Source organism: Cellulomonas sp. KU4C (genome assembly GCF_056868065.1).
Genome location: NZ_CP200322.1, coordinates 2,374,168 through 2,397,539, shown reverse-complemented (window position 1 = coordinate 2,397,539; position 23,372 = coordinate 2,374,168). Strand labels below are relative to the sequence as shown.

The window sequence follows — 23,372 nt, the reverse complement described above, 5'->3', positions numbered from 1 at the left end:
CGACTGGCTCTCCTGTGGTCGGCACCCGGGGTGCGGGCGCGGTGCGTGGCGGACCCACGGGGACGACGACCCCGGGCCCTGCGACCCGGTGACACCGCGGTACCACCCCGCTTGCCGTTCGCTGCCCGGGGGTGCCGGGTCGCGCGCGACCACTCGCTGACGGCTGTGACGGGCCTACCCGTCCGGTTCTACCGGGGCCCCGGTGGTGCTGGGGCCCGTTCTTCCGGAGGCTCCCCGGTGATGGCCGGATCGGTGCCTGTGGGCACGAGTGTAGCGACGCCGTCGAGCGGGGTGCGTCCGAGCGGCTCCGCGCCCGGCGCTCAGGCGGTGACGGGCGGCTCGGCGGACCACGGGAACGTGATCCACCGGTCCGTGCGCCGCCACACGAAGTCGGGGGCGACGATCGAGTGCGGCTTCGCGTACAGCACCGCGGTCCGGGCGTCCTCGCAGTGCTCCGCGACGAGGCGCTGCACCAGGGCCAGGGTCTCCCCCGTGTCGGCGACGTCGTCGACCACCAGCGCCCGCCGGCCGACGAGGGCGGCGGTGTCCAGCAGCGGCGGCAGCACCACCGGGTCGGGCAGCCGCGCGTCGACACCCGTGTAGAACTCGACGTTCAGCGTGCCGCAGGCCTTCAGGCCGAGCGCGTAGGACAGGGCCCCCGCCGGGAGCAGGCCGCCGCGGGCGACCGCGACGACGACGTCCGGCTCGAACCCCGACGCCACCACGGCCCGCGCGAGCTCGCGGGCGGCCTCGCCGAACTGGTCCCAGCCCAGGATCTCGCGGTCGGTGGGCAGGTCCTGGCCGGGTGCGGCCTCCGCAGTCGTCATGGCCGCCAGGGTAGTGGGCGCAGATGTCCGCGAGGTCACGCGGACGGGCGCTCCCGCGCAGGCCGTCAGGCACTCTCGCGCAGGCCGTCAGGCGCTCTCGCGCAGGGCGCGGCGGCGGTTCTCCTCGGCCATGAGCTGCACGGTGAGCGTCCGGTACCCGTCGGGGTCGGCGGTCGCGTCCATCCGCTGGAGCCGGCCGCGCAGGTCCGCGATGTGCCGGGTGATCTCCATCTCGACCAGGGCCATCACCAGGCCGCGCGCGTAGCCGGGCAGCCGATCGGGGCGGTCCTCGGGCAGCGGCGCGACGGCGAGCTGGGTGATGAGCCCCTCCACCGGCGCGGCGGCCTCCTCGCGGACGGCCTCCACCCACTGCACCGTGCCCGCCGGGCCCGCCGTCGCGACCTTCTGCCGGGCCGCGGCGCCCCCGCCCGCCGCGCGGATCGCGGCGTGCACGGCCCGGTACGCCGGCGCCGTGAACGCGTCGGCGGCCAGGTCGTCGAACTCCGGCGGCACGGCGTCGGGCATCTGCAGCACGGCCTCGAGCGCGCGGCGCTCGGTGGCGGCCACCGGGTCGCGGGGGTCGGGCATGCTCATCCGCGGCGCGGGCAGCGCCACCGTCCCGTCGCCGGGGTGGTCGAGGTCGTGCGGCGGCTCGTCGCCGTGGCCGTACGCGTCCGGCGGCGGGTCCCAGCGCCGGTCGTCGCGACCGCGGTCGCCGCCGCGCCCGCCCTGACCGCCCTGCCCGCCGCGCCCGCCCTGGCCGCCGCCACGCTGCTCCCAGCGCCCACCGCCCGAGCCGGACCCGCCGCCGCCCCGGCCCTGCCCGCGGCCGCCGCGGTCCCGGCGCCAGTCCTGCTCCGGGCCCGGCGGGACGAACCCGCGCGCGGGCGCCTGCTGGCCGCCCTGCCCACCGGGTCGGTAGCCGTCGCCCGAGCCGCCCGAGCCACCGGCCCGGCCCTGGCCGCCGGCGGACCGACCGCCGGACCGGGTGGCCTGCTGCACCGCGCGCTGGACCGTCTCCAGGTCCATGCCCAGCCAGCCCGCGAGCATCCGGGTGTACTCCGGGCGCAGCGCCGCGTCGCGGATCCCACCGGGGATCGGCGCGGCGGCCCGCAGCGCGGCGACCCGGCCCTCCGCGGTGCCGAGGTCGTAGCCCTGCAGGGTGGTCCGGATGACGAACTCGAACAGCGGCTGCCGGGTCCGCACCAGCGACCGGACCGCCTCGGGGCCCTGGGTCTGGCGCAGGTCGCACGGGTCCATGCCGCCGTCGGCGACCGCCACGAACGTCTGCGCGCTGAACGCCTGGTCCTCGCCGAACGCGCGCATCGCGGCCTTCTGGCCCGCGGAGTCGCCGTCGAACGTGAAGATCACCTCGCCGCCGACGGACTCCCCCGACGCGAGCTGGATGCCGCCGCCGCCCGAGGCGCCCATGAGCCGGCGCACCACCCGCGCGTGGTCGGGCCCGAACGCGGTGCCGCAGGTCGCGACCGCCGTGCCGATCCCGGACAGGTGCATGGCCATCACGTCGGTGTAGCCCTCGACGACCACGACCTGCTTGTTCTTCGCGATCTCCCGCTTGGCCAGGTCGATCCCGTAGAGCACCTGGGACTTCTTGTAGAGCGGGGTCTCCGGGGTGTTGAGGTACTTCGGCCCCTGGTCGTCCTCGTACAGCTTGCGCGCGCCGAACCCGACGACGTCGCCGGTGACCTCGCGGATCGGCCACACCAGGCGGCCGCGGAACCGGTCGTACTGCCCGCGGTTGCCCTGGCTCATCAGGCCCGTCGCGGTGAGCTCGGCCTCGGTGAAGCTGCGCCCCCGCAGGTGCCGCAGCAGGTGGTCCCAGCCCTGCGGGGCGTAGCCGACGCCGAACTGCTCCGCGGCGCCGCGGTCGAAGCCGCGCTCCGCGAGGAACGCCCGGGCCGTCGCGGCCTCCGGGGTGAGCAGCTGCTCGGCGTAGTACTCCTCGGCGACGCGGTGCGCCTCGAGCATCCGCTGCCGCTTGCCGGGCTCGTGCCCGGGGCGCGGGCCGCCGCCCTCCTCGTAGCGCAGCTGCACGCCGACCCGGCCGGCCAGGTACTCGACGGCCTCGGAGAACGGCAGCCCGTCGGTCTTCTGGATGAAGTCGATGACGTCGCCGCCCTCGCCGCACCCGAAGCAGTGGTAGAGCCCGACCTGCGGGCGGACGTGGAACGACGGCGACTTCTCGTCGTGGAACGGGCACAGGCCCTTCATCGAGCCGACGCCGGCGGACTTCAGCGCGACGTGCTCCCCGACGATGTCCTCGATCCGGGCGCGCTCGCGGACCGTCTGCACGTCCTCCCGCCGGATCCGTCCCGCCACGGGCTCGATCCTAGATCGTGCACGACCCCCCTCCCGCCCCGCCCGGGACGACCGCCCGCGCGAGGTCGAGCCTTTCGCGCGAGGTCGAGGGTTCCAGCGGGGCCCGGCGCGCGAAACCCTCGACCTCGGCTGCCGCTGCCGCGGCCGCGGCCGCGGGAGGGGGTCAGTAGCGGGGCGGTGGGGCCAGGCGGGCGTGCCAGGCGGCGGCGGACACGTCCGTGAGGCTCGCGACCTGGTCGACGACCACGCGCAGGCGCTCCGCGTCGTCGGCGGCGGCGCGCCAGTCGGCGGCGAACGGGGGCTCCAGCGCGATCGGCGCGCGGTCGGACAGCACCCGCACCAGGTCGGCCAGGATCTCGCGCTGGCGCTGGTACAGCGGCTCGAGCTCCCGGGGCGCCATGACGTACGTGACGGCCAGGCCCTTGAGCACCAGGATCTCCGCGGTCGTGGCGTCCGGGACGATCAGGTCGGCGGCGTACCGGGTCAGCGGGCCGGGGCCGTAGCGCTCGCGGGTGGCGACCTGGGCGGCGCGGGCGAACCGGCCGATCAGCTGGCTGGTGGTGTCCTTCAGCGTGGCGAGCGCGCCGCGGGAGCCGTCGAACGACGGGGCCCACAGCTCGGCGGCGACCAGCCGGTCGATCGCGGCCTCGAGCCCGGCGGCGTCGATCGCGTCCCCGTACCAGGTGTGGATCGCCTCGACGACGCGGGCGCGCTCCTCGGGGACGGTCAGCACCGACAGGTCGAACCGGCCGCCGACCACCGCGTCCTCGACGTCGTGCACCGAGTAGGAGATGTCGTCGGCGAGGTCCATGACCTGCGCCTCCAGGCACTTGCGCCCGCGCGGGGCGCCGTCGCGCAGCCAGGTGAACACCGGCAGGTCGTCGGCGTAGACGCCGAACTTGTGCGTCGGCCGACCGGTCGCGGACAGCGGGCCCTCGCCGACGCCCCACGGGTACTTCACCGACGCGTCGAGGCTGGCGCGGGTCAGGTTGAGGCCGACGGCGACGCCGTCCGGGCCGACGACCTTCGGCTCGAGGCGGGTGAGCAGCCGCAGCGTCTGCGCGTTGCCCTCGAAGCCGCCGATGTCGCGGGACAGGTGCGCGAGCGCGCGCTCGCCGTTGTGGCCGAACGGCGGGTGCCCGAGGTCGTGCGCGAGGCACGCGGTGTCGACGACGTCCGGGTCGCAGCCGAGGGTCTTGCCGATCTCACGGCCGACCTGCGCGACCTCGAGCGTGTGCGTCAGGCGGGTCCGCACGAAGTCGTCGGTGGACGGGCCGAGCACCTGCGTCTTCGCGCCGAGGCGGCGCAGCGCCGAGGAGTGCACGAGGCGCGCGCGGTCCCGCTCGAACGGGGTGCGGGCGCGGGACTTCGGCGCCTCGGTCACCCAGCGCTCCCGGTCGGCGTCGACGTACCCGTCGGGGAAGCTCGGTGGTCACGGGCACCAGGTTATCGGGCGGGGTGCTCAAGCGTTCTGCATGCATAATGGCGGCATGGTGGCGATCCAGATCCGCGACATCCCCGACGACGTCCGGGACGCCCTCGCGCGGCGCGCCCGCTCGAAGGGTCAGAGCCTCCAGGCCTACCTGCGGGACGTCGTCGTCCGCGAGGCGTCGTTCGACCACAACCTGGCCGTGCTGGACAGCATCGCGACCTGGCGGTCCGGCTCGTCGACGACGGGTCAGGACGTGCTCGACGCGCTGGACGCCGCCCGCGCCGAGCGTTCGGTCGAGCCGCGGTGATCGTCCCGGACGCGTCGGCGTTCGCCCTCGTGTTCACCGGGGCCGACCCCCGTGCCGACGAGGCCGACCGGGTGCTGCGGACCGACACCGCCTGGCTCGTCCCCCAGCAGTGGCACGTGGAGGTGCTGTCGGTGATCCGCGGCCTGCTGCTCGGCGGCAGGCTGGACCGCGAGCGCGCGGATGCGGCTGTCGCCGACCTCGCCCGGGTCACCGTCGCAGTGACGTCGACCGCCCCGCTGCTGGGACGGATTTGGGAGCTCCGCGACGACCTCTCCGCCTACGACGCCGCGTACGTCGCCGCCGCGGAGGCGCACGACGCGACGCTGGTCACGGCGGACGTGCGGATCGCGCGCGCCGGCGTGGCGCGGTGCGCGGTCCGCACGATCGTCTGAGCCCGGCCGGCCGGGGTGCTTCGGGCGGGGTGCTTCGGGCGTGCCCGGCCTACACCAGGCGCCAGACCTGGAAGCCCGGGCCGTCGCCCGGCAGGTGCAGGCCCGCGGCGTCGACGGGGAGGTCCTCGCCGCCGTAGAGGTTCGCGGGGCGCTGGCCCGGGGCCAGCAGCGACCCGGGCAGCACGGCGCCCGACCACGGCGCCCGGGACGCGACGACCAGCAGCCGCTCGTCCGACGTCTCCCGGAGGTAGGCGATCACGTCGTCGTCGGCCAGCACCCACCGCAACCCGCCCTCGCGCAGGGCCCGGGACGAGCGGCGCAGGGCGATCAGCGACCGGTACACGTCGAAGGTCGCGGCGTCCCAGCCCGGGCCGCCGCCCGCGTCGACGGCGGACCACGGCATCGGCACCCGGGCGTGCTCGCCGTTGCGGCCGGTGACGCCGCCCTCGTCGCCCGCGAACAGCACCGGGGTGCCGGGGTACGTGAGCAGCAGGCCGGCGCCGACCTCCACGCGCTCGCGGCTGCCGACCACCGTGCGGAACCGGGCGGTGTCGTGCGAGCCGAGCAGGTTCCACTGGTGGGTGGTCACCGACCACGGGACGGCGGCGCCGAACTCCCGCATCGCCGCGACCGCGGTGCCGCCGGGCCGTCGCGGCACACCGGTCGGCAGCTCGACGTACCGGACGCCCGCGGCGGACTCCTCGTCGACGAGCCAGGTCCACACCGGCCGAGTGAACGCCGCGTAGTTCATCGTCCCGTGCCAGCCGCCGGCGCGCAGGTCCTCCCCCGCGTCGTGGAAGTGCTCCGCGATCAGCACCGCGTCGGGGGCCATCGCGGCCATCGACGCGCGCAGCCGCCGGGACACGTCGTGCGTGAGGTCGTCCGCGCCGAGCCGCCCGGTCATGTTCGCCACGTCGATCCGCCAGCCGTCCATCGCGAACGGCTCGTGCAGGTAGCGCCCGACCACCGAGCCCGGCCCGGTGAGCAGCCGCTCCGCGAGGCCCGGGGCGTGGTGGTCGAGCTTGGGCAGGGAGGCGTGCCCGAGCCAGCCGACGTAGCCGGGGTGCTCGTCGCGCCAGTGGTAGAACGCCCGCTCGGGCGCGTCCGGGTCCGCGACCGCGCGGCGGAACCAGTCGTGGGCGTCGCCGGTGTGGTTGGTCGTGAGGTCCCCGACCAGGCGCATCCCGCGGCGGTGCAGCGCGCGGGCCAGCGACGCGAACGCCGCGTCGCCGCCGAGCAGCGGGTCGACGTGGTCGAAGGTCCGCGCGTCGTACCGGTGGTTGGACCGGCCCGGGAACACCGGCGTCAGGTAGAGCGTGTCGACGCCGAGCCGGGCCAGGTGGTCCAGGCGCCCCTCGATGCCCGCGAGGTCGCCGCCGAACAGCTGGGTCCCGGTGCCGGGCCCGCCGCCGATGGGCTCGTCGGACCACGACGCGGGCAGCGCCCAGTCCGGCAGCGGTCCGGCGGGCGGGCCGTCGTGGCTCCCGGACCGGGCGAACCGGTCCGGGAACACCTGGTACACGACGGCGTCGCGCGCCCAGTCCGGGCCCGGGGGGTGCACGCTGAGCCGGAAGTCCGACGCGTCGGGCACGTCGCGGGGCACCGTGCCCTCGCCGTTCAGCCACACCTGCCCGTCCGGGACGCCGGGGCCGTGCAGCAGGAACCGGTAGGACGTGACGGGGTTGGTCACCGGGACGTCCGCGGTGAACCAGCGCTCGCCCGCGTGCTCGCCGTCCGCGACCGCCGGGTACACCCGCGGCTCGCCGTCCTCGACCACCCGGACCAGCACCTGCGGCGCCGGGCCGTCACCGGGGACCCGCACCCGGACGGGCACCACGTCGCCGAGCGCCGGCGTCCCCGCGGGGACGTGCAGCGCGGACCCGTCGTGGTGCGCCCCGAGCGCGACCCGCCTCGTCATGTCAGCCCTTCACGGAACCGGCGGTCAGCCCGCCGACGATGTACTTCTGCAGGAACAGGAACAGCGCGAGCACCGGCAGCGCGGAGATGACCGCGCCGGCGGCGAACAGTCCCCAGTTGGCGTCGAGCTGCGACGACACCCAGCCGTACAGGCCGACGGCGAGCGTCCAGTTCGACTCCGACTGGAGCATGACGCGGGCGATGATGAACTCGCCGAACGTCGCGATGAACGACAGCAGCGCGACCACCGCGAGGATCGGCGCGACGAGCCGCAGGATGATCGTCCAGTAGATCTGCGCGTGCGTCGCGCCGTCGAGCTTCGCCGCCTCGTCCAGCTCCTTCGGCACGGTGTTGAAGAACCCGTACATGAGGAACGTGTTCACCCCGAGCGCGCCGCCGAGGTAGATGCAGATCAGCGCCAGCTTGCTGTTCAGGCCCAGCGACGGGACGACCTCGCCGAGGCTGATCGCCAGCAGGAAGATCGCGACGAACGCGAGCATCTGCGGGAACATCTGGATGATGAGCAGGGCGGTCAGCCCGGCGCGGCGCCCCCGGAACCGGAACCGTGAGAACGCGTACGCGGCGGACGCGCCCATGAGCACGGTGCCGACCGCGGTGACCACGGTGACGACCAGCGAGTTGCCGGCCCAGGTCCAGAACCGGGTGTCGGACAGGGCGGCGTAGTTCGCGCCGCTCACCTCGGCGAACAGCTGGTTGGACCCGGTGAGCGTGCCGCCGTCGGACAGCGACGCCGAGATGACGTAGACCAGCGGGAACCCGGCGTAGACCACGCCGATGACGCCGACGAGGTGCCGCCAGCCGAGCTCGCGGACCCAGCGGCCGAACGGCATCCGGGTGCGGGCGGCGGTGGCGGGCGCGGGACCGGCGGGCGGGCCGGCGGGGGTGCGGGGCGGTGCGCCCAGCGAGGTGGCGGACATCAGGCGATCTCCTCGTGCCGGCGGGTGCGACGGAACGCGAGCGCCGAGATGGTCCCGACGATCACGAAGATGACGATGGACAGCGCGCTGGCGAGCCCGTAGTTGCGCGGGGCGTTCCCGTCGATGCCGGCCACGGAGTAGACCATCGAGATGAGGATGTCCGTGTGGCCGAGCGGCACCGAGGCGTCCGCGAACCGCGGGCCGCCGCCGGTGAGCATGTAGATCAGCGTGAAGTTGTTGAAGTTGAAGGCGAAGCTCGAGATCAGCAGCGGGGTGGTCGACACCAGCAGCAGCGGCAGCACCACGGACCGCCAGGTGCGCCACCGCCCGGCGCCGTCGATCTTCGCGGCCTCCAGCACGTCGCCGGGCAGCGACTGGAGCGCGCCGACGCAGATCAGGAACATGTACGGGAAGCCGAGCCAGAGGTTCACGCCGAGGACGGACAAGCTTCGCGAGCCACGGGTCGGTGAGCCACGGGATCTCGGCGCCGCCGAGCAGCACGTCGTTGACGAACCCGAACCGCCGGTTCAGCAGGCCCGACCAGAGCAGCGCGGCGAGGAACCCGGGGATCGCGTACGGCAGGATCAGCAGCGTCCGGTAGACCTTGCGGCCGCGCAGGCGGGTGTCGTTGAACACGATCGCCAGCAGCATCCCCAGCAGGAACGTGCTGCCGACCGACAGCACCGCGAACGCGAAGGTCCACAGCAGGATCGACAGGAACGGCGACGCGTACCGGCTGTCGCCGAACGCGGTGGTGAAGTTCTCGAACCCGACGGCGACCCGCCAGCCGACCGCGAGGGTGCTGCCGTCCGGCGCCTCGAACTGGCCGCGGTCGTTGGCGGTGTAGACGGTGCCGGTGGTGGTGTCCGTCATCGTGTCGGCGGCCTCGTCGTGCTCGAGGGTCGACTCGGCGACGAACCCGGTGCGGGCGTCCTGGGTGCGGATCGAGCCGTCCTCGGGGTCGTCCGACAGCGGGACGCGCAGGCCGGTGACGTCGGCCTGGCGCTCGAGCACCGCGGCGCGGTCCAGGACCTCCCACCCGGGGACGGCCGTGACGCGGTCGCCGTCGAGCGTGGCGTCGACGTCCTCGAGCGGCTGCTCGGCGCCGCCGGCCCGGACGTCGCCGTCGGGCTGGACGACCGCGAAGCCGAGCCCGTCGCCGTTCTCCAGGACCGTCAGCGGGTAGGTGTCGGTGCCCTCGACGCGGCGCTCGTTCTGCACCAGCAGCGCCTCGACGGCGTGCTGCTTCGTGGAGTTGTGGCCGTCGCCGTAGTTCGTGAAGGCGACATAGCCCGTGTAGGCGATGACGAACACCTGGTAGACGAGCAGGAACGCCAGCCCGGGGAGGATGTACTTCATCGGCAGCGCGCGGCGCGTGAAGTAGACGACGTTGGCGGCGACCAGCAGCGCGACCATCGTGGCGAGGATCCCCCAGGACTCCTGGGCCCAGGCCGCGAGCACGCCGAGGACGCCGAGGGCGTCGACGACCGCGACGAGCGCGAGCTTCACGACGAAGCCGGGCCGGAAGTCGCGCGCGTGCGAGCTGTCGCGGCGGCGCGGCGGCGGGGCGTCGCCGGCCGGGACGGGCGCGGGGTCGACCGCGCGGGTGGTCGGGGGCGTGGACATCGCGGGCCTCCGGGGCTCCAGGACGGCGGTGCCGCGGGTCGCGCGGCGGGGTGGGACGGCAGTGCGGGACGGCAGTGCCGGACGGCAGGGCGGGACGGCGGGGCAGTGCCGGACGGCAGGCGGGGCCGGGCGGGCGACGGTGCGCGGGCGGCCGGTCGGGGCCGCCCGCGCACCTGCCGCGCGTCAGGGACGCGCCGTCAGGAGCCGAGGGCTCCCTCGATGTCGGCGACCATCTTCTGCCAGGCGGCCGTCGGGTCCTGCGACCCGTTGATGATGCTCGCCTCGGTGACGCCCCAGAACTCCCAGACGGAGGCCATCTCGGGGATCGACGGCATCGGCAGGGCGTCGGTCGCGACCTCGCGGAAGCCCGCGGTGATCGGGTCGGCGGAGGCGCTGTCGGCCGCGGAGATCAGGGCCGGCGGCCGGTTGCCGGCCTCGTAGAGCGCCAGCTGGGCGTCCTCGGTCGCGACGTAGTTCACCAGGAAGTCGTTGGCGAGCAGCGCGTTGTCGCTCTGCGCGCTGACGTAGAAGCCGGACACCCCGACGAACGGCTGGGCCGGCTGGCCGCCGGCGCTCGGGATCGGGTCGACCGCGAGGTCGAGGTCGCCGAAGCTCTCCAGCATCCAGGGGCCGCCGATGATGAACGGCGACTGGCCCTTCGCGAACGCGTCCACGGCGATGTCGTACGTCATCGCGGTGTCGAGCGTGCCGGCCGCGCCCTGCGCCTGCAGCCACGCCGCGAACGCCTCGCCCTCCGCACCGCCCAGCGCGAGGTCGGCGGCGTACGAGCCGTCCTCGTTCTGCGCGAACACGGTGGAGCCGAACGACGTCTGCAGCGGGTAGAAGGTGTAGGGGTCGCCCTCCTCCGTCGTCTGGATCAGCACCGGGTACTGCGCGCCCGCGGCCTGGCCGGCGGCGACGGCCTCGTCCCACGTGGCCGGGGCCTGCGGGGCGAGCGCGGTGTTGCGGATCAGGGCGATGTTCTCGACCGCGTAGGGCAGGCCGTAGACCTGGCCGTCCTGCGTGAACGCCTCGATGGAGACGTCCTCGAACTGGTCGGTGAGGTCGCCGAGCTCGATGGGGGCGACGACGCCGTTCGTGGTGAGCTCGCCCAGCCAGTCGTGCGCGCCGACGGTGATGTCGGGGCCCTCGCCGGTGGGGACCTGGGCGAGGAAGTCCGTGCGGATGTCCTCGAAGTTCTTCTCGACGAGCTCGACCGTGGCGCCGGTCTCCTCCTCGAAGACCGCGGCGGCGGCCTGGACCGGGGCCATCCGGGTGTCGTCGACCCAGATGGTCAGCGAGCCCCCGTCGCCGCCGGCGGCGGCGGAGGTCTCGTCGGAGGTGGTGTCGCCCGAGCCCGAGCTCGAGCAGGCCGTGAGCGCCAGTGCGAGCACGGCGGTCGTGGCGAGGGCGGGGATGCTCCGTCGCATCAGGGTGTCTCCCAGCGGTGGTGAGGGCGGTGCGAGCGTCCGACGGCACCGCCGGCGCTGGCTCGATGACCCGGACCGTAGCCGGGCGGACGACCCTCTTGCAAGCCGTTACGGCAACTTTCAGATCTCGGTTACAGTGCTGCCACGGCTCGGCCCCGCACGGCCCCCGGACAACGACGACGAGGAGGCAGCCGTGAGCAATACGCTCGCTCCCGTGCGCACTCGTCTCACCGATCTCGCCGACCAGGCCGGCGTCAGCACCGCGACCGTCTCGCGGGTGCTGAACGGCAAGTCCGGCGTGTCCTCGCAGGCCCGCCAGGCGGTGCTCGCCGCCCTCGACGTCCTCGGCTACGAGCGGCCCGAGAAGCTGCGCACCCGGTCCGCCGGGCTCGTCGGCCTCGTCGTGCCCGAGCTGTCCAACCCGGTGTTCCCGGCGATGGCCCAGGTCATGGAGTCGATGCTCACCCAGCGCGGCTACACGCCGCTGCTCTGCGCGCAGCAGCCCGGCGGCACCACCGAGGACCAGTACGTCGAGATCCTGCTCGACCACGACGTCGCCGGGATCCTGTTCGTCTCCGGCCTGCACGCCGACACCCAGGCGTCCACCGAGCGCTACCACGCGCTGCGCGGCCGCGGGCTGCCGGTCGTGCTGGTCAACGGCAAGGCGGACGGCGTCGACGCCCCGAGCATCGCCACCGACGACGCCGTGGCCATCGAGCTCGCCGTCCGGCACCTGGTCGCCCTCGGCCACCGCAGCATCGGGCTGGCGATCGGGCCCGAGCGGTTCGTCCCCGCGGCCCGCAAGCGCGCGGCGTTCGCCGACCAGCTGCGCCTGCAGCTCGGCGTCCAGGACGTCGCCCCGCACGTGAACACGACGCTGTTCACCGTCGAGGGCGGCGCCACCGCCGCGCACGAGCTCATCGACGCGGGCCACACCGCGATCATCTGCGGCTCCGACCTGATGGCCCTCGGCGCCATCCGCGCCGCCCGGTCCCGCGGGCTGCACGTGCCCGAGGACCTCTCGGTCGTCGGCTTCGACGACTCGCCCCTGATCGGCTTCACCGACCCCCCGCTCACGACGGTGCGCCAGCCCGTCCAGGCGATGGGCCAGGCCGCCGTCTCCGCGCTCATGGCGGAGATCAACGGCACCCCCACGTCCCGCACCGAGCTGCTGTTCCACCCCGAGCTCATCGTGCGCGGATCGACCAGCTCAGCACCCGCATCTCCCGGAGGACCCGCGTGACCCTGCTCGACGACCAGACCGCCGCCGTGACCGCCCCGGGCGTGGTCCACGAGCCCGGTGCGCCCGACGGCCCGTGGTGGCGCGACGCGGTGATCTACCAGGTCTACCCGCGCTCCTTCGCCGACGCGGACGGCGACGGCATCGGCGACCTGCCCGGCATCACCGCCCGGCTGGACCACCTCGCGGCGCTCGGCGTCGACGCCGTGTGGCTGTCGCCGTTCTACCGCTCCCCGCAGGCCGACGCCGGCTACGACGTCGCCGACTACCGCGACGTCGACCCGCTGTTCGGCACGCTCGCGGACTTCGACGCGCTGCTGGAGCGCGCGCACGGGCTCGGCCTCAAGGTGGTCGTCGACCTGGTCCCCAACCACTCGTCCGACGACCACGTGTGGTTCCAGGAGGCGCTGCGCACCCCGCCCGGCTCCCCCGAGCGCGCCCGCTACCTGTTCCGGGACGGCAAGGGCGTCGACGGCTCCGAGCCGCCGAACAACTGGCAGTCGATCTTCGGCGGCGACGCCTGGACCCGGCTGACCCCCGAGCGGCACGGCGTCGACGACGGCCAGTGGTACCTGCACCTCTTCGACTCCCGCCAGCCCGACCTCGACTGGACCAACCCCGAGGTGCGGGCCGAGTTCGAGGACGTGCTGCGGTTCTGGCTCGACCGGGGCGTGGACGGGTTCCGCGTCGACGTCGCGCACGGCATGGTCAAGGCCGAGGGGCTGCCCGACTGGGACGGCCACGTGGCGATGATCGACGGCAGCGACGGCGCCGACACCGTCCAGGGCTCCGGCAACCAGGGGCCGATGTTCGACCAGGACGGCGTCCACGAGATCTACCGGGCCTGGCGCGCGGTGCTCGACGAGTACGACGGCGACCGGATGCTGGTCGCCGAGGCGTGGGTCGAGCCGCTGTCCCGCCTCGCCCGCTACGTCCGCCCGGACGAGATGCACCAGGCGTTCAACTTCGCGTTCCTCGCGACCGGGTGGGACGCCCCCGCCCTGCGCTCGGTCATCGCCGCGTCCTACGCCGTGAACGACTCCGTCGGCGCGCCGACCACCTGGGTGCTGTCGAACCACGACGTCGTCCGGCACGCCTCGCGGCTCGGCCTCGCGGACCCGTCGTCGCGGCCGAACGGCATCGCCGCCGAGGACGAGCAGCCCGACGCCGAGCTCGGCCTGCGCCGCGCCCGCGCCGCGACCCTGCTGCTCCTGGGCCTGCCCGGCTCGGCGTACCTCTACCAGGGCGAGGAGCTCGGCCTGCCCGAGCACACCGCGCTGCCCGCCGAGGTGCGCCAGGACCCGGCGTTCTTCCGCACGAACGGCGCCGAGCGCGGCCGCGACGGCTGCCGGGTCCCGCTGCCCTGGCACGCCGAGGCCCCCGGGTTCGGCTACTCCCCCACCGGCGACACCTGGCTGCCCCAGCCCGCGGAGTGGGCCGCGTACGCGGCGGACGCGCAGGACGGCGTCGAGGGCTCGACCCTCGAGCTGTACCGCGCGGCGCTGCGGCTGCGCCGGTCCGAGCGGCTCGGCACCGGCGGCGCCGCCTGGGACGCCGCGTTCGCGGCCCACGCGGACGTGATCGCGGTCCGCAACCGGGACGTGCTCGTCGTGGCGAACCTCGGGTCCGCGCCGGTCGCGCTGCCCGAGGGCGCCGAGGTGCTGCTCGCCTCCGGCCTGCCGGGCGACGCCCCGGTCGGCGCTGAGCTGCCCGGCGACACGACGGTGTGGCTGCGGGCGCGCTGACCCGCCAGGCCCCACCGCACCCCGCCGCCGTCGGGCCGGCCGCCGCACACCCGTGCCGGCGGCCGGCCCCGCGCGCGTCCCCGGGTCAGCCGCCCGAGACGCTGAGCTCGGCCTCCTGCAGCCCGCGGCGGAAGTCCTCGGACAGCTCGCGCGAGTCGAGCCACCCGTCCGGGAGGTGCGGCCGCTTCGGGCTGCCGGCGCGCCCGCGCTGACCCTCGGCCGCCTCGCCCGGGTACGGCTGGTCGAGGTCGAGCGCGGCCAGCCGGTCGTCCAGCTCCGCGAGGCTCGACACCAGGCCGAGCGCCGCGCGCTGCTCGCCGCCGACGACGTAGCCCTTCCAGTACCAGGCCATGTGCTTGCGCAGCTCGCGCAGCGCCTTGCCCTCGTCGCCGAACGTCTCGACCATGAGCTTCCGCGTGCCGGCGGATGATCTGCGCGACGTACCGCGCCCCGGGCGTGATCCGCTCGTCCGACCCGGCGAACGCCGCGGCCAGGTCCGCGAACAGCCACGGCCGGCCCTGGCAGCCGCGGCCGACGACGACGCCGTCGCAGCCCGTCTCCCGGACCATCCGCACGGCGTCCTCGGCGGACCAGATATCGCCGTTGCCGAGCACCGGGATGTCGGTCACCGTCTCCTTGAGCCGGGCGATCGCCTCCCAGTCCGCGGTGCCCGAGTAGTACTGCTCGGCGGTGCGGGCGTGCAGGGCGACCGCCGCGACGCCGAGGTCCTGCGCGACCAGGCCCGCCTCGAGGTAGGTGAGGTGGTCCTCGTCGATGCCCTTGCGCATCTTCACGGTCACCGGGACGCCGTACGGCGCCGCCGCCGCGACCGCAGCCTGCAGGATCGACCGGAACAGCCCGCCCTTCCACGGCAGCGCGGACCCGCCGCCGCGGCGGGTGACCTTGGGCACCGGGCAGCCGAAGTTGAGGTCGACGTGGTCGGCGCGGTCCTCGGACGCGATCAGGTGCACCGCGGCGCCGACCGTCGCGGGGTCCACGCCGTACACCTGCACGGACCGGGGCTTCTCGTCCGGGGCGTGCGCGATGATCCGCATCGACTCGTCGCCCCGCTCCACCAGGGCGCGGGAGGTGACCATCTCCGCCACGTACAGCCCGGCACCGGACTCCCGGCACAGCCGCCGGAACGCGGCGTTGGTGACGCCGGCCATCGGGGCGAGCACCACCGGGGTGTCGATCGTCAGCGGACCGATCTGCAGCGGGGGCAGCACGTGCCCGGCGGGGGCCGGGGCGGTCGAGGGAGCGGTCATGCCCCCGATTCTCCCCCAGACACCGGGCGGACCCCACATCCGCAGGTCGGGCGGCCGGTCCGCGGCCGACCCGGCAGAATCGCTGCGTGCCCTCCTCCGCCGCCGTCCGGACGCGCCGCGTCATCGCCGCCCTGCTGCTGCCCCTGGTGCTCGCCGCCGCCGTCGGCGCGGCCCTGACCTGGCCGCACGGCGAGGCGACCACCGCGCGCACCGTGGAGGCCGTCGCGCTCGACTACCCCACCGCCACCGTCACCGGGACCTCGCAGGAGGAGTGCGCGGGCACGGTCGAGGACCGCACCACCGACGGCACGATCCCGGAGACCGTCGACTGCCTGCGGGTGCAGGCGACCGTCACGAGCGGTGACGAGCGCGGCCGGGAGATCTCCGTGTGGGCGACCGCGTCCACCACCCCCGCCGACGTCCCGGCAGGCACCCGGATCCTCGTCGAGCACTACCCGGCGTCGGGCGGGGACCCCGAGGTCTGGGCCTGGCACGACTACGACCGGACGCTGCCCCTGGTCACGCTCGCGGTGGCGTTCGCGCTGGCGATCGTCCTGGTCGCTCGGACCCGTGGGCTGCGCGCGCTGATCGGCCTGGTGATCGCGTTCGCGGTGATCGGCGTGTACGTGCTGCCGGCGCTGCTGCGCGGCGAGAACGCCGTGGTGGTGGCGCTGAGCGCGTCGACCCTCATCATGGCGGTGGTGCTCTACCTCGCGCACGGGCTGTCGCTGCGGACGTCCACGGCGCTGCTCGGCACCCTCGCCGGGCTGGCGGTGACAGCGGGCCTCGGCGTGCTCGCGTCCTCCTGGGCCCGGCTGTCCGGGGTGAGCTCCGAGGACTCCTACCGGCTGTCCCAGCTGCTCGGCGAGTCCGGGACGGCGTCGCTGCGGGGGCTGTTCCTCTGCGGTCTGGTGCTCGCGGGCCTCGGCGTGCTCAACGACGTCACGATCACCCAGGCGTCGGCCGTGTGGGAGCTGCGCGCGGCGTCGCCGACCGCGGGCCGGCGGAGCTGTTCGCCGGCGGCATGCGGATCGGCCGCGACCACATCGCGTCGACGGTGTACACGATCGCGTTCGCCTACACCGGCGCCGCGCTGCCCGTGCTGCTGCTGCTCGAGATCTACCAGCTGCCGCTGGGCCCGACGCTGACCAGCGGGGAGTTCGCGGAGGAGATCGTCCGCACGATGGTCAGCTCGATCGGCCTGGTACTGGCCATCCCGATCACGACGGCGATCGCCGCGGTCGTCGCCACCCGCGCGGGCACCACGCACCCCCGCCACACGGACACCCCCACCCACGCGCACGCCCACTGACCCGCGACCGCATCGCTGCCCCCCCCCGCGTCCCCGCCTGCCGCACCTCCACCCCCTGCCCGGGCGTCGAGAGGTCACGACACGCTGGCCGAGGCCGTCGTCACCCATCGTGTCGTGACCTCTCGACGGCATGGGCGGGGCGAAGGCGAGAGCGAGGCGGGAGCCCCACCCCCGCCCGTGCCCCACCCCCGCCCACGCCGCGGCTGCACTCCCGCGCACCGGGGCATCCCGCGCCCGGTCCTGGCGACGAGAGGTCACGACACGCTGGTCGTGTGCGCCGTCGGCCAGCGTGTCGTGACCTCTCGTCCGGGCGGGCGGGGGCGGGGGCGGGGGCGGGCGGGCGGGGGGCGGGAGACGGCGGGCGCGGGTGCGTCAGGGGGTGGGGGCGGGGGGTGGGGCCAGGGCGGCTGCGGCGGCGGTGGTGAGGGGGATCGCGAGGACCAGGCCGATGGAGCCGACGAGGGTGCGGACCACCTCCTCGGCGATCTCGCCGCTGGTCAGCGAGTCGAGCAGGGTGCGGTCGGACATCGCGACCAGCAGCACGAGCGGCAGCGCGGCGCCGAGGTACGCGAACGCCACGGTGTAGACGGTGGACGCGATGTGGTCCCGGCCGATCCGCATGCCGCCGGTGAACAGGTCCCGGCGGGTGGCCGCGGGCGACAGCGCGCGCAGCTCCCAGACCGCGGAGACCTGCGTGATCGTGACGTCGTTCAGGACGCCGAGGCCCGCGAGGACCATCCCGCACAGCAGCACCCCGCGCAGGCTCGTCTCCGGCGCGAGCGAGGTGAGGTCGAGGGCGTGCTCCCCGCTGAGGCCGTTGAGGTGGGTGGCGCCGGTGGCCCACGCCGCGAGCGCGCCCGTGGCCAGCAGGCCGGCGAGCGTCCCGAGCAGCGCCACGGACGTCCGCACCGAGATCCCGTGCGCGAGGTAGAGCAGCGCGAACATCAGCGCGGACGCGGTGACCAGCGCGACGGGCAGTGCGGGCCGGCCGTCCAGCAGCGCCGGGACGGTGAACCACAGCACCCCGCCGACCGCGACGACCAGCCCGGCCAGCGCCCCGAGCCCGCGCAGCCGTGCGACGGCGAGCACCAGCACGACCAGCACGGCGGTGAGCAGGGCCATCGGCGGCCCGCGCACCAGGTCCACGAACACGTACGGCGACGCCCCGGTGACCTGCGGCAGGTGCAGGACCCGGATCCGGTCGCCGGGCGCGACGGCGTCGAGGTACTCGGGCGCGGCCTGCACGGTGACCGGGTCGCCGCCGTCGGTCTCGGCCAGCAGGGCGGGGCCGCTCGCGGCGTCGGCGAGCAGGTCGACGTCGGTGACGGTCAGCTCGACGTAGGACGCGCCCTCGGGGGTGGTGTCGAGGGTCGGTCGGTCCCCCGATCCCGGCCACAGCCACGCCAGCCCGGCGAGGGTCGCGGCGAGCGCGACGGCCAGCAGCACGACGACCACCACCCGGGCGCGCCGCCCGACCTCGAGGTCGGGGGCGTCGCCCGCGTGGTGGCCGTGGGTGTGGCCGTGCGTCAGGGTCAGGCCCCGAGCAGGCGGGCCGCGAGGTACGCGGTGACCTGGTCGAGCGCGACGCGCTGCTGCGACATGTCGTCGCGGTGCCGGATCGTCACGGCGTCGTCCTCGAGGGTGTCGAAGTCGACCGTGATGCAGAACGGCGTGCCGATCTCGTCCTGGCGGCGGTAGCGGCGGCCGATCGCGCCGGCGTCGTCGAAGTCGACGTTCCAGTGCTTGCGGAGCTCCGCGGCGAGGTCCCGGGCCTTCGGGGACAGCGCCTCGTTGCGGGACAGCGGGAGCACCGCGGCCTTGACCGGGGCGAGCCGCGGGTCGAGGCGCAGGACCGTGCGCTTGTCCACGCCGCCCTTCGCGTTCGGCGCCTCGTCCTCGTGGTACGCCTCGACGAGGAACGCCATGAGCGACCGGGTCAGGCCGGCGGCGGGCTCGATGACGTAGGGCACCCAGCGCTCGTCCTTCGCCTGGTCGAAGTACGACAGGTCCTGGCCGGAGTGCTCGGTGTGCGTCTTGAGGTCGAAGTCGGTGCGGTTCGCGATGCCCTCGAGCTCGCCCCACTCCGAGCCGGTGAACCCGAACTTGTACTCGATGTCGACGGTGCGCTTCGAGTAGTGCGAGAGCTTCTCGGCGGGGTGCTCGTAGTGCCGCAGGTTCTCGCGCGCGATGCCCAGGTCGACGTACCAGTCGGTGCGCTGGTCGATCCAGTACTGGTGCCAGGTCTCGTCCGTGCCGGGCTCGACGAAGAACTCCATCTCCATCTGCTCGAACTCGCGGGTCCGGAAGATGAAGTTGCCGGGCGTGATCTCGTTGCGGAACGACTTGCCGATCTGGCCGATGCCGAACGGCGGCTTCTTGCGGCTGGTGGTCAGCACGTTGGCGAAGTTCACGAAGATGCCCTGGGCCGTCTCGGGCCGCAGGTAGTGCAGGCCGGACTCGTCCTCGACCGGGCCGAGGTACGTCTTCAGCATCATGTTGAAGTCGCGGGGCTCGGTCCACTGGCCGCGGGTGCCGCAGTTCGGGCAGGCGATGTCGGCGAGGCCGTTCTCGGGCGCGCGGCCCTTCTTCTCCTCGAACTCCTCCAGCAGGTGGTCCTCGCGGAACCGCTTGTGGCAGGACTGGCACTCGGTGAGCGGGTCGGTGAACACGCCGACGTGGCCGGAGGCGACCCACACCTTGCGCGGCAGGATCACGGCGGAGTCGAGGCCGACGACGTCGTCGCGGCTCTGCACGACGGTCCGCCACCACTGCTTCTTGATGTTCTCCTTCAGCTCGACGCCGAGGGGTCCGTAGTCCCACGCGGAGCGCGAGCCGCCGTAGATCTCGCCGCTCTGGAAGACGAACCCGCGCCGCTTGGCGAGGGAGACGACGGAGTCGAGACGAGAGGGTGCTGCCACGGTGAGTGCTCCTGGTGCCGGGGTTCCCGCGCCTGGGTGGTGCGGGGAGGGGTCGATCCCCCAGGCTACCGGGCCGCACGCGCCCTGGTGCGGGCAGGTTTTGACACTCGTTCTCAACAGGCGGATGATGGCGGACATGTCCCCCCGTCGCCGCACCCTGCCCGTCGCCGTGTCCGCGGGCCTCGCCGCCACCCTCGCGCTGAGCGCCTGCTCCTCCGGCGGCGGCTCGGGCGGTTCCGGTGACGGCGACGGCGTCGCGGTGCTGGCGTCGTTCTACCCGCTGCAGTTCGTCGTGCAGCAGGTCGGCGGGGACCTGGTCGACGTCGACTCCCTCACCCCGCCCGGGGCCGAGCCGCACGACCTCGAGCTTCTCCCCCGCCCAGGTCGACCAGGTGGGCCGCGCCGACCTGGTCGTGTACCTGTCCGACTTCCAGGCCGCCGTCGACGACGCCGTGGACGCCAACCCGCCGGCGCACGTCGTCGACGCCGCGCAGGACACCGAGCTGCACGCCGCGGAGCACGCCGAGGACGGGGAGCACACCGAGGACGGCGAGGAGCACGCCGAGGACGACGGCCACGGGCACGGCTCCCTCGACCCGCACTTCTGGCTCGACCCGACCCGGCTGCCCCCGGTCGCCGACGACGTCGCCGCGCAGCTGAGCGAGATCGACCCCGACAACGCCGACACCTACGCCGCCAACGCCGACGCGTTCACGCAGGCGATGACCGACCTCGACACGCGGTACTCCGAGGGCCTGGCCACCTGCGACAGCCGCACGATCGTCACGACCCACGAGGCGTTCTCCTACCTCGCCGAGCGGTACGACCTGGAGCAGGTCGGCATCTCCGGGATCGACCCCGAGGGCGAGCCCTCGCCCGCCCGGCTCGCGGAGGTCGGCGACCTTGTCCGCGACGAGGGGGTCAGCACGATCTTCTTCGAGACGCTCGCCAGCCCGAAGGTCGCGCAGACCCTCGCCGACGAGCTCGGCGTCGAGACGGCGGTCCTCGACCCGCTCGAGGGGCTGACGGACGACAGCCAGGACTACGTGTCCGTCGCCGAGGACAACCTCGCGACGCTGCGGACCGCGCTGGGCTGCGCGTGAGCACCCCCGACGCGGCCGTCGCCCCCGACGCGGCCGTCGAGGCCACCGGCGTCGACGTGGTCCTCGGCGGGCACGCGATCCTCCAGGGCGTCGACCTGCGGGTGGCCCGCGGCGAGGTCGTCGCGCTGCTCGGCGCGAACGGCTCCGGCAAGTCCACGCTGGTCCGGGCGCTGCTCGGCATCGTCCCGCGCACGGCCGGCGAGGTGACGCTGCTCGGCGGGCGCCTGGGCAACGGGGTGCCCTGGGACCGGATCGGCTACGTCCCGCAGCGCCTGCCCGCGGGCGGTGGCGTCCCCGCGACCGCCCTCGAGGTGGTCGTCTCCGGCCTCGTGCACGGCCGGACCCTGCGCCCGCCGCGCGACGGGCGCCGACGCGCGCTCGCCGCGCTGGAGCAGGTCGGCATGGCCGCGCACGCGCGCCGGTCCGTGCTGCAGATGTCCGGCGGCCAGCAGCAGCGGGTGCTGATCGCCCGCGCCCTGGTCCGCGAGCCCGACCTGCTGGTGCTCGACGAGCCGACCTCCGGCATCGACCTGCCCACCCAGGAGACGTTCGTCGACACCGTGCGTCGCCTGCACGACGCCGGCGGCACCGTGCTGGTGATCCTGCACGAGCTCGGGTCGTTCGCCGGCCTGATCGACCGGGCGGTCGCGCTCCGGCACGGCCGCGTGGTCTACGACGGCCCGCCGCCGTCCGCCCGCGGCGAGCACGCCGACGACGAGCACGACCACACCCACCCGCACGCCGACCCGACGCCGCCCGAGACGGGCTCCACCGGACTGTCGATGGAGGTCCTCCCGTGAGCTGGTTCGAGACCCTCGGCGCGATGCTGTCGTCGCCCCTGATGCAGCGCGCGCTGATCGCGGCCGTCCTGGTGGGCGCCGCCGCGCCGGTCGTCGGCACGTTCCTCGTGCAGCGCCGGCTCGCCCTGATGGGGGACGGCATCGGCCACGTGGCGCTGACCGGCGTCGCGCTCGGCTGGCTGGTCGGCACCTGGGCGGGCCTCGCGCCCGCCGACACCCTCGCGGTGCCCGGCGCCGTGGTCGCCGCGATCATCGGCTCGGTCGCGATCGAGTGGGTGCGCGCCCGGGGCCGGACGTCCGGCGACCTCGCGCTGGCGCTGATGTTCTACGGCGGCATCGCCGGCGGCGTGCTGCTCATCAAGCTCGCCGGCGGCACCAACGCCAACCTCGTGTCGTACCTGTTCGGGTCGATCTCGACCGTCTCGACGGGCGACCTGTGGTGGACCGCAGGCCTGGCGGTCGCGGTGCTCGCGGTCGGCATCGGGCTGCGGCACGTGCTGTTCGCGGTCAGCCACGACGAGGAGTTCGCGCGCGGCTCGGGCCTGCCGGTGACGGCGGTCAACATGATCGTGGCGTGCATGTCGGCGCTGACCGTCACCGTCGCGATGCGCGTCGTCGGGCTGCTGCTGGTCAGCGCGCTGATGATCGTGCCCGTGGCCGTCGCCCAGCTCGTCGCCGGGTCGTTCACCCGGACGATGACGCTCGCCAGCGCGATCGGCGTCGGCGTGAGCGTCGTCGGCCTGTCGATCACCTACTGGGAGGACGTGCCGCCCGGCGCGACGATCGTGCTGCTGGCCATCGCCCTGTACGCGATGGTCGCCGTGACCCGGCCGCTGTTCGCCGGCAGGCGCGACGGGGACGCCGCGCACGACCCGCACCCGGAGCTGCCGGACGACGTGGACCTCGCGGGGGCGCGCGGGGCCTGACGCCCGCGCGGGCCCGGGTCAGCCCGCGGGCGCGTCCTGGTCGGGCTCGCCCGCGTCCTCGTCCGTCGCCCCCGCGTCCTGCACGATGCGCGCCACGTGCATCGCGAGGTACGACACCTCGTCGGGCGTCAGCGTCACCTGCTGGCGGAGCTCGACCAGCCGCGCGAGCCGGGCGGCGGTCTCCCACGCCTCCGGGTAGGACCGCCGGACGGCCTCGCCCACCTCGGAGTGCCGCCGGTCGTCGAGCTTGCCGCCGCTGCGAGATCCGCACGACGAGGTAGCGCAGGTGCGTGACGAACCGCCCCACGCTCACGCTGCCGGGCTCGAGCACGACCCCGTGGGCGCCCGCGACCACGTCGAGCAGCTGCTGGATCAGCCCCGTCATCGTGTAGCTCGCGGACAGGTCGCCGGTCGCGAAGCCGGCGTTCACGAGGTGCAGCGCGAGCGCCACGGCCTCCTCGCGGGGCAGCGGCACCGGGACGCGGGCGTTCACCGCGTCGAGCAGCGCCGTCGCCTGCGCGTACTCCTCGGGGTAGAGGTTCGTCACCTCGCCGAGCAGCGGGTACACGACCACCTGGCCGTCGGCGGCGCGCGCCAGGGCGCTCCCGACGTGGTCGGCCATCGCGACCACCAGCGCCGGCTTCGCCGCGACCCGGTCGAGGCCGATCTCGGCGAGCGCGTCGACGACGAGCTGCACGTGCTCCGGGGGGATCCCGGCGAGCAGGCCCGCCAGGTGGTCCGGGTCCCGGCCGTCCTCGGCCCGGAACACGCGCACGATCCGCTCGCGCACGACGAGGTCGCCCGGCTTCGCCTGGAACCCGAGCCCGCGGCCCGTGAGGATCACCTCGACG

The 23,372-nt window shown here is 74.6% G+C and carries 16 protein-coding genes and 5 pseudogenes; 9 read left to right on the top strand and 12 right to left on the bottom strand.

The genetic code is table 11. From position 1 onward, the window contains the following. Positions 1–320: 320 nt before the first annotated feature. From AC1VL8_RS11420 to AC1VL8_RS11410, 3 genes are all read right to left on the bottom strand, one after another. Positions 321–827: a phosphoribosyltransferase gene (locus AC1VL8_RS11420; RefSeq protein WP_389227239.1), complete on the bottom strand. Its 507-nt coding sequence runs from the start codon at positions 825–827 to the stop codon at positions 321–323. Positions 828–914: 87 nt separating this feature from the next. Beyond that, complete coding sequence (gene dnaG / locus AC1VL8_RS11415) at positions 915–3,167, bottom strand: DNA primase (RefSeq protein WP_483075246.1); 2,253 nt, start codon at positions 3,165–3,167, stop codon at positions 915–917. Between the two features lie 163 nt (positions 3,168–3,330). After that, positions 3,331–4,551: a deoxyguanosinetriphosphate triphosphohydrolase gene (locus AC1VL8_RS11410; RefSeq protein WP_483075245.1), complete on the bottom strand. Its 1,221-nt coding sequence runs from the start codon at positions 4,549–4,551 to the stop codon at positions 3,331–3,333. 106 nt (positions 4,552–4,657) lie between these two features. Here AC1VL8_RS11410 and AC1VL8_RS11405 point away from each other — a divergent pair, with 106 nt between their 5' ends. Further along, positions 4,658–4,906: a FitA-like ribbon-helix-helix domain-containing protein gene (locus AC1VL8_RS11405; protein ID WP_389227230.1), complete on the top strand. Its 249-nt coding sequence runs from the start codon at positions 4,658–4,660 to the stop codon at positions 4,904–4,906. Continuing rightward, on the top strand, positions 4,903–5,298 hold the full coding sequence (locus AC1VL8_RS11400; RefSeq protein ID WP_483075244.1) for a type II toxin-antitoxin system VapC family toxin: 396 nt from the start codon (positions 4,903–4,905) through the stop codon (positions 5,296–5,298). The genes AC1VL8_RS11405 and AC1VL8_RS11400 overlap by 4 nt, the downstream gene beginning before the upstream one ends. 49 nt (positions 5,299–5,347) lie before the next feature. Here AC1VL8_RS11400 and AC1VL8_RS11395 read toward each other — a convergent pair whose 3' ends face one another. The 4 genes and pseudogenes from AC1VL8_RS11395 to AC1VL8_RS11380 all read right to left on the bottom strand — a co-directional run bounded on the left by AC1VL8_RS11395 (position 5,348) and on the right by AC1VL8_RS11380 (position 11,209). After that, positions 5,348–7,216 (bottom strand): glycoside hydrolase family 13 protein, encoded by a 1,869-nt coding sequence (locus AC1VL8_RS11395; RefSeq protein ID WP_483075243.1) that lies wholly within the window; start codon positions 7,214–7,216, stop codon positions 5,348–5,350. A 1-nt stretch (position 7,217) separates the two neighbouring features. Continuing rightward, positions 7,218–8,066 (bottom strand): sugar ABC transporter permease, encoded by an 849-nt coding sequence (locus AC1VL8_RS11390; protein ID WP_483076239.1) that lies wholly within the window; start codon positions 8,064–8,066, stop codon positions 7,218–7,220. Between the two features lie 86 nt (positions 8,067–8,152). Then, positions 8,153–9,779 (bottom strand): annotated as a pseudogene (locus AC1VL8_RS11385) (ABC transporter permease subunit). A 197-nt stretch (positions 9,780–9,976) separates the two neighbouring features. Next, entirely contained in the window at positions 9,977–11,209 is a 1,233-nt protein-coding gene (locus AC1VL8_RS11380) for a sugar ABC transporter substrate-binding protein (RefSeq protein WP_483075242.1), read from the bottom strand. 214 nt (positions 11,210–11,423) lie between these two features. On the opposite strand from AC1VL8_RS11380, the gene AC1VL8_RS11375 reads away from it, so the two are divergent. Together AC1VL8_RS11375 and AC1VL8_RS11370 are read left to right on the top strand one after the other, a co-directional pair. Then, on the top strand, positions 11,424–12,452 hold the full coding sequence (locus AC1VL8_RS11375) for a LacI family DNA-binding transcriptional regulator (RefSeq protein WP_483075241.1): 1,029 nt from the start codon (positions 11,424–11,426) through the stop codon (positions 12,450–12,452). Beyond that, positions 12,449–14,194, top strand: a complete 1,746-nt coding sequence (locus AC1VL8_RS11370) for a glycoside hydrolase family 13 protein (RefSeq protein ID WP_483075240.1) — start codon at positions 12,449–12,451, stop codon at positions 14,192–14,194. Before AC1VL8_RS11375 ends, AC1VL8_RS11370 begins: the two co-directional genes overlap by 4 nt. A gap of 85 nt (positions 14,195–14,279) precedes the next feature. Here AC1VL8_RS11370 and dusB read toward each other — a convergent pair. Further along, positions 14,280–15,462, bottom strand: a pseudogene (gene dusB, locus AC1VL8_RS11365) (tRNA dihydrouridine synthase DusB). 86 nt (positions 15,463–15,548) lie between these two features. Between dusB and AC1VL8_RS11360 the strand changes: the two are divergent. Continuing rightward, positions 15,549–16,774 (top strand): annotated as a pseudogene (locus AC1VL8_RS11360) (YibE/F family protein). 372 nt (positions 16,775–17,146) lie between these two features. On the opposite strand, the gene AC1VL8_RS11355 reads toward AC1VL8_RS11360, so the two are convergent. Further along, positions 17,147–18,220, bottom strand: a complete 1,074-nt coding sequence (locus AC1VL8_RS11355) for a YibE/F family protein (protein WP_483075239.1) — start codon at positions 18,218–18,220, stop codon at positions 17,147–17,149. A gap of 86 nt (positions 18,221–18,306) precedes the next feature. Further along, the gene (locus AC1VL8_RS11350) at positions 18,307–19,692 is read right to left on the bottom strand and encodes a glycine--tRNA ligase (protein ID WP_389227200.1); all 1,386 of its coding nucleotides are present in this window, start codon (positions 19,690–19,692) and stop codon (positions 18,307–18,309) included. A gap of 124 nt (positions 19,693–19,816) precedes the next feature. Here AC1VL8_RS11350 and AC1VL8_RS11345 point away from each other — a divergent pair. From AC1VL8_RS11345 to AC1VL8_RS11330, 4 genes and pseudogenes are all read left to right on the top strand, one after another. Next, positions 19,817–20,014: pseudogene (locus AC1VL8_RS11345) on the top strand (zinc ABC transporter substrate-binding protein); the annotation flags it as partial. 70 nt (positions 20,015–20,084) lie between these two features. Then, the gene (locus tag AC1VL8_RS11340) at positions 20,085–20,795 is read left to right on the top strand and encodes a metal ABC transporter substrate-binding protein (protein WP_483075238.1); all 711 of its coding nucleotides are present in this window, start codon (positions 20,085–20,087) and stop codon (positions 20,793–20,795) included. Further along, entirely contained in the window at positions 20,792–21,595 is an 804-nt protein-coding gene (locus tag AC1VL8_RS11335; protein WP_483076238.1) for a metal ABC transporter ATP-binding protein, read from the top strand. Before AC1VL8_RS11340 ends, AC1VL8_RS11335 begins: the two co-directional genes overlap by 4 nt. A gap of 23 nt (positions 21,596–21,618) precedes the next feature. Beyond that, positions 21,619–22,521 (top strand): metal ABC transporter permease, encoded by a 903-nt coding sequence (locus tag AC1VL8_RS11330; protein WP_483076237.1) that lies wholly within the window; start codon positions 21,619–21,621, stop codon positions 22,519–22,521. An 18-nt stretch (positions 22,522–22,539) separates the two neighbouring features. Here AC1VL8_RS11330 and AC1VL8_RS11325 read toward each other — a convergent pair whose 3' ends face one another. Together AC1VL8_RS11325 and AC1VL8_RS11320 are read right to left on the bottom strand one after the other, a co-directional pair. Then, positions 22,540–22,743 (bottom strand): PRD domain-containing protein, encoded by a 204-nt coding sequence (locus AC1VL8_RS11325; RefSeq protein ID WP_483075237.1) that lies wholly within the window; start codon positions 22,741–22,743, stop codon positions 22,540–22,542. A 259-nt stretch (positions 22,744–23,002) separates the two neighbouring features. Then, positions 23,003–23,365, bottom strand: a pseudogene (locus tag AC1VL8_RS11320) (CAT RNA binding domain-containing protein); the annotation flags it as partial. Positions 23,366–23,372: the final 7 nt, after the last annotated feature.